The sequence below is a fragment of the Alcanivorax sp. VBW004 genome (assembly GCF_009718865.1).
In the GTDB taxonomy this organism is placed as follows: Bacteria; Pseudomonadota; Gammaproteobacteria; order Pseudomonadales; family Alcanivoracaceae; genus Alcanivorax.
On record NZ_WNHC01000001.1, the window covers coordinates 3,570,725 to 3,583,795 of the forward strand.

Sequence of the window (13,071 nt, forward strand, 5' to 3'; positions counted from 1 at the left end):
ACGGTGATCCTCAGTGATTGTGAATATCGAAACCGGACTTAGCCATTTCACTGGCCAGAAAAAACGCCCCGCGAGTGACCACGCGCGTACCCGGTTCAAGACCCGTAACGATGCGGCGGTTTTCCAGCTGGCCATTGAGTTGGATTTCCACGGGTTTGTAGTGGCCAGGCTCTTCTTCCACGAACAGTTGCCAATCGCCATCGGCGCTACGGGTGAGCGCCTCTTCCGGCACGGTGAGGGTGTTCTCCGGTGCCGCCAACGCCAGTGCCACATCGGCAAACATGCCGGGGTGCAACAGATGGCCCGCATTGGGAATCGCCACTCGCACCGCAAGGGTACGGGTGACGGGATTGAGGCGATGGCCAGACTGGATCACCTTGCCGTCCACGGATGTGCCACCCACGATGACGCGGGCCGGGGTACCGGTGCTGATCTGCAAACCGGGGCTCGGCGGCAGGGCGGCTTCGGCCCACAGTTCGGATTCATCCACCAGCGTGACCAGGGCGCTGCCCGCGGTTAACCATTGCCCTTGCTGGAAGGCATCTTCCAGCACCAGGCCATCGTCCGGCGCTGTGAGGGTATAAACCCCTTTTTCATTTTTTCCGGCTTCGATATCAGCGATGGCGCTGTTACTGAGGCCATAACCCTTGGCCCGGGCTCGCAGGGACTGGTACTGACTTTGCGCGTCCAGATAGCGCTGGTTGCCCACGGTACGCCGGCCGAGGTTTTTAACCCGCCGCCAGCCGTCCGCTGCCACTTGCAGATCACTTTGTAACTGCGCCATGGCCGGGCTGAACAGGGTGGCAATGGCATCCCCTTTTTCCATGTGCTGGCCAAGCGTGGCACTGCGAGACTGCACCTGGGAATCGATACGCACCGGCACCACCCAGGTGCGGTACTGGTTGCTGATAATTTCCGCCGGCACGGTCAGGGTCCGGGTAGCGTCGGCATCAGGCTGCAGGGTAATGACCTGCAGGTTAAGCGTCTTTTGTTGTTCTGCGGTCAGCTCCAGTGCCGCTTCTTCATCGTCATGTTCGCCGTGTTCGGCTTCATGATTGTGCGCGGTTTCTTCTTCCTCTTCATGGGCATCGTGGTCGTCATGACCATCATGGGATTCGTCCGCATGGGATTCACTCTTCGCAGGCACATCCTCATGATCATGGCCGTGTTCGCCTTCTGCCCAGACGGGAAAAGACAGGCTGGCCAGCAGTGCAATGGCTAGCGGCGTTTTTTGAAATGTCATTTTCGCTTTCATAAAAAATTTTCCATTTTTTGTAGGAGCGCCGTTCAGGGCGCGAAGAAGTTGGCACCGCGTGTCGCAGAAACCATTCGCGCCTCAAGTGGCACTCCTACAGTAATTTTTCGCTTAATTTCTCGTTTCAAGCGGTGTTATTCGCTTCGCTCACCCTTCGGCCCAGCCTGCGGCTGTTACCTCGCAAGCTCGGTTCCTACAGAACAATCATTCGTTGGCCAACTGGTTCAGCCAGTCGTTGAGCTGGGCGCTTTCATAGAGCCACTGCACCCAGGCCTGCTGCATGGCATCGCGCAGGGCGATGCCAGCCAGCCGGGTATCGAGCCGCTGATTCAAGGCCTGCAGATAGTTCTGGGTGGTGAGTTCGCCCTGCTGCCAGACGCGCTTGAGCAAGGTGTCGCTGCGCGCCAGGCTATCGCCGGTGAGTTGTTGCCAGGTTTCCCAGCGCTCGCGCCGCTGCTGGTAATCGCTCAACGCTCCGTCCAGCCGGGCCTGAATGTCGTTGCGGGTTTTCTCCAGCAGTGCACGCCGCTCTTCACTGTCCGCCAGGGCAGCTTCATAGCCTGGCTTGCCGGTATTGAAGAACTTCAATGGCAGGCTGAAATCCACGCCCCACAAATTTTCGCCACCTTCCTGGCCCACGCGCAGGCCCAGGGTCGGGTCGGTGTTGCGTTGTTTGTCTGCCACCGATACCCCTCGCTCAGCCAGCGCCAGTTGCTGCTCGGCCAACTGCAAATCGAAGCTGGTGGGGAGCCGTTGCACGACACCATGGGTGAGTGACGGGGCCTGCCAACGGTCCGCCGCCGGCAAGGCCACCGCGGGTTGTTGGCTGGCCAGTTGCTGGCGCAATGTGGTGGCAGCACGGGTGGCGGCACTTTCCGCATCCGCCAGGGCCTGCTGGGCCTGCCCCAGTGACAGGTAGGCCAATTGCGCATCCACCTGCCCCACATCCCCCGCCTGTTCGCGGCGGCGAATCAGGTCGGTGAGATCGCGCAGCTGCTGTTCCTGCTCACGGGCGGCCGCCAATTGCTCGCGGGCGGCGGCATGGGCCACCAGCGCATTGAGGCTGTCCGCCAGCAGGCGGGCGCGGGCCTTGTCGCCACGCAGCTGCGCCAGCTGATCCCGTACGGCCACGGCATCACGGCGGGCGCGGGCCTTGCCGGACCAGTCCAGCGTCTGGCTGAGGCCCACGGTCTGGGTGATATCGAGGCTGTCTTCGTAGTCGATATTCAATGAAGGGTTATAAAGCGGCTGCGATAAAGCCCGGCTTTGCGCCAGCAACCGTTCCTGCTCCGCCTGGATGGCCCGGCTGGCCGGTAGCTGGCTGACCTGGCGCTGCACCCATTGCGCCCACTGCGCGGGCGAGGAAGAAGAATCGGCCGACGCGCTGGCATACGCGCACACGGCCAGTAACAGTGCGGCCATGCGCACTGGGGTCTGGATTCCCATGGGGAAACTCCTGATGTCTCAAAACGTTACGTCAAGAACAATGCCGACGCTCGCCACGGCGCACATTCACCGATGGACAAGGCAACAAAGTCGGGGAAACGAAGAAACGATCAGGCTATAGGAGGACGGAAAGGGTTATCGGCCGGGGCATCCGGCAGGAAGGGGCGCAACGCCATTTGACCTGCAGAGGGCGGGGCCAGGCGCAGCGGCTCACAATCGGTGGAGGCCATGAAACCATGGCATTGACAGCAATGGTCGCCGCCTTTGTCCAGCACATCCGCACTGACCAGATCCTGCTGGACCTGTTCCAGCGAGGCAGCTGCGCCACCATCGTGCCCGTGATGCATGGCATCCAGCACCAGTACATGAGTACTGATGACAAGCAGCAATGTGTAGACCAGTGCTTTCATGGGATGCCCGCTAACGAGGGAAGAGTCGCAACCTTGCGATACCCATAGACCGCCGTCAAGACAATCGGTTCCCCGTCACCTGTGGGTACGATCCGGTCATCCCGTTTTCCGAATCGGCATCGTATAGTGTCGGCTCCGTTTCGCCGGAATGAAAAAGGAAAACCATGAGCCACATTGACCAGATCAAAAACGACATTCTCGCCCACCCACTGCACCGGGCCTGCGAACTGGAACTGGTAAGCGCGGTGGATGGCCGCAGTGAAGTGCGTTTCCCGGTGAATGATTTCACCACCAACCCCCAGGGTGCCCTGCATGGCGGCATCGTTTATGCCTTGATGGATGTGGCCTGCTTTTTTGCGGCGGCCTCCAGACTGCCACCCGAGCAGCACGCGGTGACCATCGAAACCCATAGCAGCGTGCTGCGTGCCGCCAGCCGGGGCGAACAGGTCGTGATCCGCGCCCATGTGGACCGCCTGGGCCGAACCCTTGCTGCCATGCGGGCTGAAGCCTATGCCATAAACGCGCAGCAGCAGGAACGCCTGATCGCCACCGGATCGGTGACCAAAGCCATCGTGCAAACCGCGTAGCCGTTTTTTTGCGCGTTTTTCCCGCGTTTTTCCCCACCATTGTGCGGTTTTCGTCCCTGCCGGATAAACGGCTATCCGGACGGCATGACCGGCTCCTTGCCGTTGCCCGAACCAATTGTCAGCCCCTATAGCGGGGCGTATCGTAAAACCTGATACCCGTGTGCCCACCCTTAGCGGAAAAGGGTGGGCACAATGTTGTTGAACGCATGCAGTCGCCGGCAGGACGCCAGCGTAGTAGCACGCCGTGAATGAGGGACTCACCATGTATCAGGTCATGGTCGTGGACGATGAGGAATACATCCTCAAAGCCTTGAAGCGCACTATCAATACCTACACCGACTGGGAAGTGGAAACCTACCAGGACCCCCACGAAGCCCTGCGCCGGGCGCGCACTACCGTATTCGATGCGGTGATAACCGACTATATGATGCCGGAGATGAATGGCCTGGAACTGCTACAGGAACTGCGCGACCTGCAACCCGACACCATTCGTATTGTGCTGACCGGGGTGATCGACATCGAGACGGTCATGTCCGCGATCAACAAAGCCGGCGCATTCCGCTTTATCCCCAAACCCTGGGACGACGACCAGTTACTCGACAATATCCGCGAAGGCCTGAAGTTCCGCGATATTTTGCTGGAAAACCGTATTCTGGCGGAAACCGTGCGGGAACAACGCGAGACCCTGCGCAGCATGGGCTACGAAGGCTAGCCCTTTCAGCCCGACAAACAACAACTCACGGCGCGGCGCATGAATAGCTTGCTCGACAAAACGGACATCGGCTTTGGCATGGAAGCCCAGGGGCTGTTCCTGGTTTCTTCCACTGTGATCCTGCTGATCATTATTTTCTTTCTGTACAAAACCTATCGCACCTCCATCAACGTGGAAGCCAAACTGGCCGAATTTTCGTCGCTGACGGACAACCGCTTTGGCCGCAAGATGCACCTGATCGAGGTCAACGCAGACGAATACAAACTCAACAAGGCGCTGCTCGGCCCACTGGCGCGCATCATCGACGAGTACTGTGTGCTGACCACCGACCGCCACGGCACCATCACCTTTGCCAACGGCAAATTTCTGGCCCTCAGCGGTCATTCCTTTTCCCGCCTGATCGGCCAGAACGAAAGCTTCAATCACCCCGACGATGCTTCACTGCCGGTGATGCAGTGCGACCAGGCGCTATCCGGGGTGTGGAACGGGGAGGTTTGCAACCGCCATGCGGACGGCAGCCGTTACTGGATGAACATGTTCCTGTTCCCGCTTTCCTACATTTCCGATGAAGACGATGGCTATATTTATTTCGGTACCGATATCACTGATATCAAAACGGAAAACAACCAGCTGATGCAGGAAGTGAAGGACAAGAGCCAGAAATTGAATCAGGTGGAATCACTGCTTCTTCACTCGGAAAAAATGGCATCACTGGGCACTATCTCGGCGGGCATTGCCCATGAAATCAACAACCCGATTGCCTATGTTTCTTCCAACCTGAATCGCAGCCGGGATTACCTCGACGCCATGGCCGGGGTTATTCAGGGGCTAAAAAAACGCATCAGCGAAGAGAAGTTTCAGCAATTTCTGAATACTGAAGAAAAACTGAATATAGACACAAAGAAACTGGCCTTCATGATGGCGGATTACCCCGCCCTGCTGGATGAAACCGATGAGGGAATTGAGCGAATAAAGAAAATTATTCGCGACCTGAAACATTTCTCCCATAACCGACCCGAAGCGTTTTCCCCCACCGATATCGCATCCTGCCTGGCCATTTCACTCAACCTGGCCAAACATGAACTGAAAAACCGGATTACGGTTACTCACACCCTCCCCGACTCTCTGCCTTCGATCAGCGGATCGGCAAGCCAGCTATCGCAAGTGTTCATGAATCTTTTCGTTAACGCAGCCCAGGCCATCGAAGACAAAGGCAGCATCGCCATTGCGGCCCAGTGCGATGAACAATGGTGCACCCTGACCATCACCGACGACGGGCCGGGCATTGCGGATGAAGCCCTGAAGCAAATTTTCGAGCCGTTTTTTACCACCAAACCCATCGGCCAGGGGACCGGGCTTGGGTTGTCCATTTCCCACGACATCATCCAGCACCACGGCGGCACCATGACCGTGAAAAGCCAGCTTGGCACCGGCACCACCTTTACCATCCGGCTGCCACTGAAGCAGACCGACCGGGCCGATGCAGCCTGATTTCGTGTACACCCTCACCACGCCCGCCGGGGTGCAGCAACGCATCCCGATTACGCTGGTTGAGGAACACGGCAGCATCGCCGTCCCCGACACCTTCACGCCGCCGGACTGGGCCGCGCTGCGCTATCACCAATGCAGCCATTGCCCACTGGACCCCGACGAACACCCCTACTGCCCCATCGCCCGTAACCTGGCCTACCTGCTGCCCGATTCCGCATTGGGTGATTCGTTTCAAGCGGTCAACCTGGACGTAGAAACGCCGCAACGACGCTACCAACAAGACACCACTCTGCAACGGGCACTCAGTTCCCTGTTCGGACTGATTTGCGCCCTGAGCGACTGCCCACACACACGCTTCCTGCGCCCCATGGCCCACTTCCACCTGCCACTGAGCAGCGACACGGAAACGCTGGTGCGCACCGCCAGCCTATACTTGTTGCAACGTTACCTGCTCAACCGCAAACAACCGGAACAAACCATTTCTCTGGACGGACTGAATGATCGCTACAACGCGCTCAATGAACTGAACCGTTGTTTTACCGGAAGGTTGCGCCAGCGCGGCGAATCCGATGCGCCGATCAATGCACTGGTGCTATTGCATGTCACCGCACGGGAAATGCACTGGAATCTGGAAGAAGAACTGGAAAGCCTGGCGGCGCTGTTTTCCGGGAGCGACGGTTAATTAGGGATGTCGGATTACGCCGCTACGCGGCTAATCCGACCTACACGAAGCACAGCGTTTACAATAAAGCTGTGTAGGTCAGGTTAGCCGCGTAGCGGCGTAACCTGACACCAGCAAACGCAATCCCCCATTCAATCAATAACGGGCGATTATTCTTCCGCACCCAGGTAGCGATTCAACACTGTGCGCCACTCCTGGGTCGGGAGAATTTCCAGCATGGCCTGGTCCAGCGATTCGCGCAATGCGCTGCCATTGGCCATGGCAAATGCGTAGCTTTCTTCGCGGACCAGGGCGGGCAACACCAGCGCATTGGTGGTACCGCGTTCGCGCAGCATATAACGCATGACCGGTGCGTCGGACACCAGCGCATCCACCTCGCCGATCACCACCGCACGCAATGCCTGCTGGTTATTCGGATACGGAACAAAGGTGGTGCCCTGACCTGCCAGCCAGTTCGCACCACTGGTGCCCTCCACCGCCGCCACTTTTACCCGGGGTAAATCGGCGGCGCCATTGATGCGCGACTGCAGCTCATTGAGCGTCACGCTGGAGGCAATGGCCGCCGTGAAGCCGGAAATGGTGATAATGCTGACAAACATCCAGACCAGCCCCAGAACCCGTCCCCCGGTACTCACCGGCGCCTTGTCACCGTACCCCACCGTGGTCATGGTCACCGCCGACCACCAGAAGCCGCTACCGATACCCTGGCTGGCGGAACCACCGAACTGTTCAGGGTTCTTGCGCCGCTCCAGCAACCAGATCAGCAAGCCCACCAACAGCAATACCAACACCAGAGCCAGTACCGCCGACACAAACTTCCAGCTGAACAGATTACGCAGGGTGGTCACCCAGCCACTGGCTTCGTTACGGGTGGCAATCCCCAGGCCCGCCCGGAACATGGGCTGGGTAAAATCCAGACGTCGCTCCCGGTCGGCAGTCACACTGATTGCGCCAATCGCCACGTCAGCCTGCCCTTGCTCCACAGCAGCCAGCATCTCCGACACCGATCCGTAGGGCCGCAGGCGATACTCGTAGCCGGCCTTTTCTGCCACCTTTTCCCACAGTTCCACGCTGATGCCGTCCCAGCGGTCTCCTTGCTGATAACTGAAAGGCGGCGACGCTTTCACCGCCACCGTTAACGGTGCGGCCTGCGCCGCTGAAACCAGGCCCCATAGGCAAACCAGTACCAGTGCGAGTATTCTGCCGTTCAATGTGTTACTCCTTTTTCTTTCACCTCCAACGCGGTAGCCCATGCCCCGACACACGCGAGCACTGAGCCTGTTGCTGCTCGTTAACTTATTCTTGCTGTCGTCACCAGGCGAGGCCCACGGCATCCTGCCGGATGAGATCCCCATGGCCGCCGGCACAGCGCTGCGCGACCCCGGCGATCTGGCACCGCAAACCGTGGTGCTCACGGATCACTGGACGCCGGCCTCACTGACCTTCACCCAAGGGCAGGCCATATTACTGATTCTGGAGAATGCCAGCCCGGAGTGGCATTTGCTTGCTCTGGTCGATGACACAGCCCTGCGCGACCAGAACCTGATCCACCGGCTGATGCCCGACCTGCGCAAGGACTACCCCAACACTCGCCTGAGCGAACCCGATACCAGTGTGCAACTGCCCTGGCGTTTCGACAAACCCGGCGAGTATTCCCTGCGCTGCGTACGCGCCGAGCACCAGCAACACAGCCCCGCGCTGACCATTATCGTTGATCCCCCCTCGAAACCATGAACTTTCGGCTACCGTTGCCGTAAACGTGACACACATCGCGCATTGGCCTATCCGTTATTGCGCTACTGCACCCTTTTTGTCGCATTAATCGTTCAGGCTCTGACGAGTTGCCTGTGCGCAACGGTTTCCGCTACCCCAAACCGAAACACAGTTATCAATCTCAAGGAGGAGCCCCATGAAACAATCTGCCCCCCTGTCGCGCCGCGAATTGCTCAGGAAGAGCTCTCTGGGTATGGCCGCGCTGGCTATTGGCCCGAGCCTGCTATCCATTAGTCGGCCACTGTCCGCCCAGTCGCTGGCACAGATCGGCCCGTTACAGGCACCCGACGAGAACGGCATTCGGCTACCCGCCGGGTTTTCATCACGTTGCATCGCGGCTGCCGGGCAGCGGGTACGGCGCAGCTTCTGGAACCGCACGGCCTACCGCTGGCATAGCTATCCGGATGGCGGCGCCACCTTCCCCGCCGACGATGGCGGCTGGGTATATGTGTCCAACAGCGAGACCATCAGCCTGTTGGGTGGCGGGGTATCCGCGATACACTTTCATGCAGACGGCTCGGTGAACGATGCCTACCGCATTCTCGGTGGCACCAACCTGAATTGTGCCGGCGGCCCTACGCCATGGAATACCTGGCTGTCCTGCGAGGAAATTGATTTCGGCCGGGTTTATGAATGCGACCCTTTCGGAAAACAGCCCGCCCAGGTACGCCCGGCGCTGGGCTTTTTCAAACACGAAGCGGTGGCCGTGGACGACCAGTTTGCCATGCTTTATCTCACCGAGGACGAGTCAGACGGACGCCTGTACCGGTTCATCCCTGCAGGCCAGCACCGTGATGGCCACCTGAATCTGGACGATGGCATCCTGCAGGTTGCCGCGGTGGACGAACAAGGATTCGTAAGCTGGCTGGACCTGCCCAACCCCACGCCCTCGCTACTGGAAACCCCGACCCGTGAACAACTGCCCCAGAGCACTGCATTCAATGGCGGCGAAGGCATCTGGTACAGCCATGGCCAGGTTTACTTCACCACCAAGGGAGACAATCGGGTCTGGCAACTGGACACCAACCTGAACCAGCTCAGCGTACTTTACGATGCCGCCACCGCCGGTAATCCATTACTCACCGGCGTGGACAACCTGACCGTTTCCAGCGGCGGCGATGTGCTGGTGGCCGAAGACGGCGGCGACATGCAGATTGTGGTGATCGACGCGCAGGGCAATGTCGCCCCCTTGCTGCAGGTCACCGGCCAGAATGATTCAGAGATTACCGGCCCGGCTTTCAGTCCCGACGGCAACCGCCTGTATTTCAGCTCCCAGCGCGGCAGCGCCATTTTCGGCGGCGGCAAAGGGTTCGGAATCACCTATGAAATCACCGGACCATTCCGGGATTGGGTAAAGCTATAGAACATCGGTTCCGAGTAACGAAGAGAAACCCCGGATACGGTTAAGCTCAAGCGGTCTTTTGATTCCTGTCTTGCCTTTCGAAACTCGTTACTCGCACCTCGTAACTGCTACGTTATGCAACAGACTCTCATGCTCCTTTCTTTTGGGAGAACGTAACCCCCCCCGCCGATACCAGCCTGCTTCCGCTTACTGCAAAGCAGCCATAAACCATAAAAAAGCCCCGGCAAGTGCCGGGGCAAGGGGAAAACCGGAAAGGATTCCGGTACAGACTCAGCGTTCTTCAGTTCGGTTCAGCATGCTCTTCCTTCACCCGGAACCAGGCCGCGTAGAGCGCGGGCAGGAACAGCAGGGTCAGCGCGGTGGCCACAATCAGCCCCCCCATGATCGCCACCGCCATGGGGCCAAAAAAGACACTGCGCGATAGCGGAATCATCGCCAGTACAGCGGTCAGCGCGGTCAACGCAATGGGGCGGAAACGACGGACTGTGGATTCAATAATGGCATCCCAGGCAGTGAGCCCCTGATCCATGTCCTGACCAATCTGGTCCACCAGAATCACCGCGTTACGCATGATCATGCCGGCCAGTGCAATGGTGCCCAGCATGGCGACAAACCCGAACGGCTTCTGGAACAACAACAGGAAGAAGGTCACCCCGATCAGCCCCAACGGCGCCGTGATGAAGACCATCAGCGACAACGGGAAACTGCGCAGCTGCAACATCAGCAAGGTAATCACCACCAGAATGAACAGTGGCATCCCTGCGTTCACCGATTTCTGGCCCCGGGCCGATTCCTCCACCGTGCCACCCACCTGTAGCAGATAACCCGGCGGCAGATCCGCCTGCACCTGGGACAAGGTCGGCATGATTTGCTGCATCAGCGTGGCAGGCAAGGCGCCGTCTTTCACATCCGCCAGCACCGTCACCGTCGGCAAACGATCGCGATGCCAGATGATGCCTTCCTCGAAGCCGGATTCCAGCGTCGCCACCTGATTCAGTGGCACGCTGCGTCCATTCTCCGTCTGCACCGCCAGGTTGCCCAGCAACCCCAGCGCATGGCGTTCATGGCTGTCGCCGCGCACTTCCACGTTGATCAGTTCGTTATCTTCCCGGTACTGGCTCACCGCCACACCAGAGAGCGACGCCTGCAACGCAGTGGACAGATCCGAAGTGGTAATGCCTAAAGTCCGTGCGCGATCCTGATCCACGATCAGACGCACCACCTTGCTGGGCTCCTCCCAGTCCAGATGCACGTTGGCGGTGTGCTCGTTATCACGCACTTTCTCGGCCACCCGGCGAGCCAGCTCACGCACCTGGGAAATATGCTCACCGGACACACGCAGCTGAATCGGATAGCCCACAGGCGGACCATTCTCCAGTCGTGATACGCGGGTACGCACGGCCGGGAATTCCCGCTCCAGGATCTCCATCAACCAGCTACGCACCTGTTCGCGTTCTTCCACATTCCGGGTGAGCACCACAAACTGGGCGACACTGGCGGCCGGTAATTTCTGATCCAGCGACAGATAAAAACGGGGCGAGCCGCTGCCCATATAGCCCACGTAATTTTCGATCATGTCGTTTTCGCCAAGCATGGCTTCCAGGCGCAGCGCCTTTTCCTGGGTCGCCGTCAGCGATGCTCCTTCTTCCAGCTTCATATCCACCATCAACTCAAGCCGGCCGGACGCCGGGAAGAATTGCTGGGGCACAAAACTGAACAAAAGAAGAGAAAAAACAAAGATGCCCACGGTCAGCCCGATGACCGTTTTCCGGTAGCGCACGCACCACTCTACCCAGCCACGGAAACGACGATAAAACGGTTTCTGGTAAGGGTCATGTACATCTCCGCTGGCATCACGACGGGCCAGACTGGGCAGCAACTTTTCACCCAGATAAGGAACGAACACCACCGCAGTCACCCAGGACGCCAGCAACGCAATGGTGACCACCTGGAAGATGGACCGGGTGTATTCCCCGGTGCTTGATTCTGCAGTGGCAATGGGCAGAAAGCCTGCAGCGGTAATCAAGGTGCCGGTGAGCATGGGGAAGGCGGTACTGGTCCAGGCAAAGCCGGCAGCCTTGATACGGCTGAAACCCTGCTCCATTTTTATCGCCATCATTTCCACGGCGATAATGGCATCGTCCACCATCAGGCCCAGTGCCAACACCAGCGCACCCAGCGAAATCTTGTGCAAGCCGATATCGAAATATTTCATCGACGCAAAGGTCATCGCCAGCACCAACGGAATGGAGAAGGCCACCACCAGACCTGTGCGCCACCCCAGCGAGAAGAAGCTCACCAGCAACACGATGGCCAGGGCTTCCATCAATACCTGAACAAATTCCCCCACACCGGCTTCCACTGCCGCCGGCTGATCGGAAACCTTACGCAGCTCCATGCCGATAGGCAGGCTTTCCTGCAATGTGGCAAAGGTCTGGTCAAGGTTTTCACCCAGCTTGAGAATATCGCCGCCGTCCTTCATGGACACCGCAATACCAATGGCATTTTCGCCCATGAAACGCATGCGCGGCTGCGGCGGATCACTAAAGCCCCGATAAACGTTGGCGATATCGCCAAGACGCAGAGTGCGGTTTTCCACCTGAATGGGGAAGTTGCGAATATCGTCCACGCTGGTGAATTCACCGGATACCCGCAGGCGCACGCGGCTGCTGGGTGTTTCAAAAAAACCCGCGTCGGCCACCGCATTCTGCGACTGCAGGGCCTGCTGCACCGTCACCAGCGGAATGCCCAGGGACGCCAGCTTGGTGTTGGCAATTTCCACCCAGATTTTTTCGTCCTGCAGGCCGACCAGCTCCACCTTGCCCACGTCGTCCACCCGCTGCAGCGCCAGCTGCAAGCGGTCGGCGTAGTCTTTCATGATGGCGTAGTCAAAACCCTCACCGGTGAGCGCATAGATATTGCCAAAGGTGGTACCGAATTCGTCATTAAAGAAGGGGCCACGTACGTCCTGGGGCAGGGTGTGGCGAATGTCGCCAATCTTCTTGCGAACCTGGTACCAGAGATCCTTGATGTCCTTGGAACGCATTTCATCCCGGGCCATGAACATGACCAATGACTGGCCCGGCCGGGAATAGGAGGTAATGCGTTCAAAGTCACCGGTCTCCATCAGTTTCTTTTCCACCCGTTCGGTGATTTGCCGGGACACTTCCTCGGCACTGGCACCGGGCCACAGGGTGTTGATGGTCATCAGCTTGAAGGTGAACGGCGGATCTTCACTCTGGCCCAGGTTGGCATAGGAAATGGCCCCCATGGCACCGAGCAGAATCATGGCGTAAAGCACCAGGGTGCGGTTCTTCAGCGCCCATTCGGAGAGATTGAACGACATGGTCAT

11 protein-coding genes are annotated in these 13,071 nt (G+C 58.7%); 6 read left to right on the forward strand and 5 right to left on the reverse strand.

Translation table 11 applies throughout. The annotated features are described in order from the left end of the window. Positions 1-10 precede the first annotated feature (10 nt). The 3 genes from F1529_RS16275 to F1529_RS16285 form a co-directional block, all read right to left on the reverse strand. Positions 11-1,243 (reverse strand): efflux RND transporter periplasmic adaptor subunit, encoded by a 1,233-nt coding sequence (locus F1529_RS16275; protein ID WP_230457823.1) that lies wholly within the window; start codon positions 1,241-1,243, stop codon positions 11-13. Between the two features lie 216 nt (positions 1,244-1,459). Beyond that, positions 1,460-2,701, reverse strand: a complete 1,242-nt coding sequence (locus F1529_RS16280; RefSeq protein WP_011589746.1) for a TolC family protein — start codon at positions 2,699-2,701, stop codon at positions 1,460-1,462. Between the two features lie 110 nt (positions 2,702-2,811). After that, positions 2,812-3,111: a hypothetical protein gene (locus F1529_RS16285; protein WP_063519014.1), complete on the reverse strand. Its 300-nt coding sequence runs from the start codon at positions 3,109-3,111 to the stop codon at positions 2,812-2,814. Between the two features lie 164 nt (positions 3,112-3,275). On the opposite strand from F1529_RS16285, the gene F1529_RS16290 reads away from it, so the two are divergent. From F1529_RS16290 to F1529_RS16305, 4 genes are all read left to right on the forward strand, one after another. Next, positions 3,276-3,698 carry a PaaI family thioesterase gene (locus F1529_RS16290; protein WP_155136458.1) on the forward strand — a complete coding sequence of 141 codons (423 nt, stop codon included), beginning with the start codon at positions 3,276-3,278 and terminating at the stop codon, positions 3,696-3,698. Between the two features lie 244 nt (positions 3,699-3,942). Further along, complete coding sequence (locus tag F1529_RS16295) at positions 3,943-4,410, forward strand: response regulator (protein ID WP_156496819.1); 468 nt, start codon at positions 3,943-3,945, stop codon at positions 4,408-4,410. A 39-nt stretch (positions 4,411-4,449) separates the two neighbouring features. Continuing rightward, positions 4,450-5,901, forward strand: a complete 1,452-nt coding sequence (locus tag F1529_RS16300) for an ATP-binding protein (protein WP_155136461.1) — start codon at positions 4,450-4,452, stop codon at positions 5,899-5,901. Continuing rightward, a complete protein-coding gene (locus tag F1529_RS16305; RefSeq protein WP_155136464.1) occupies positions 5,891-6,583 on the forward strand; it encodes a hypothetical protein in 693 nt (230 codons plus the stop codon). Before F1529_RS16300 ends, F1529_RS16305 begins: the two co-directional genes overlap by 11 nt. Before the next feature lie 149 nt (positions 6,584-6,732). On the opposite strand, the gene F1529_RS16310 is transcribed toward F1529_RS16305, so the two are convergent. Then, a complete protein-coding gene (locus tag F1529_RS16310; RefSeq protein WP_230457824.1) occupies positions 6,733-7,794 on the reverse strand; it encodes a transporter substrate-binding domain-containing protein in 1,062 nt (353 codons plus the stop codon). Between the two features lie 40 nt (positions 7,795-7,834). On the opposite strand from F1529_RS16310, the gene F1529_RS16315 reads away from it, so the two are divergent. Together F1529_RS16315 and F1529_RS16320 are read left to right on the forward strand one after the other, a co-directional pair. After that, the gene (locus F1529_RS16315) at positions 7,835-8,317 is read left to right on the forward strand and encodes a cupredoxin domain-containing protein (protein ID WP_155136467.1); all 483 of its coding nucleotides are present in this window, start codon (positions 7,835-7,837) and stop codon (positions 8,315-8,317) included. A 175-nt stretch (positions 8,318-8,492) separates the two neighbouring features. Further along, on the forward strand, positions 8,493-9,719 hold the full coding sequence (locus tag F1529_RS16320) for a PhoX family phosphatase (protein ID WP_155136470.1): 1,227 nt from the start codon (positions 8,493-8,495) through the stop codon (positions 9,717-9,719). Positions 9,720-9,999: 280 nt separating this feature from the next. Here the strand turns inward: F1529_RS16320 and F1529_RS16325 are convergent, their stop codons facing one another. Beyond that, complete coding sequence (locus tag F1529_RS16325) at positions 10,000-13,065, reverse strand: efflux RND transporter permease subunit (RefSeq protein ID WP_155136473.1); 3,066 nt, start codon at positions 13,063-13,065, stop codon at positions 10,000-10,002. Positions 13,066-13,071 lie beyond the last annotated feature (6 nt).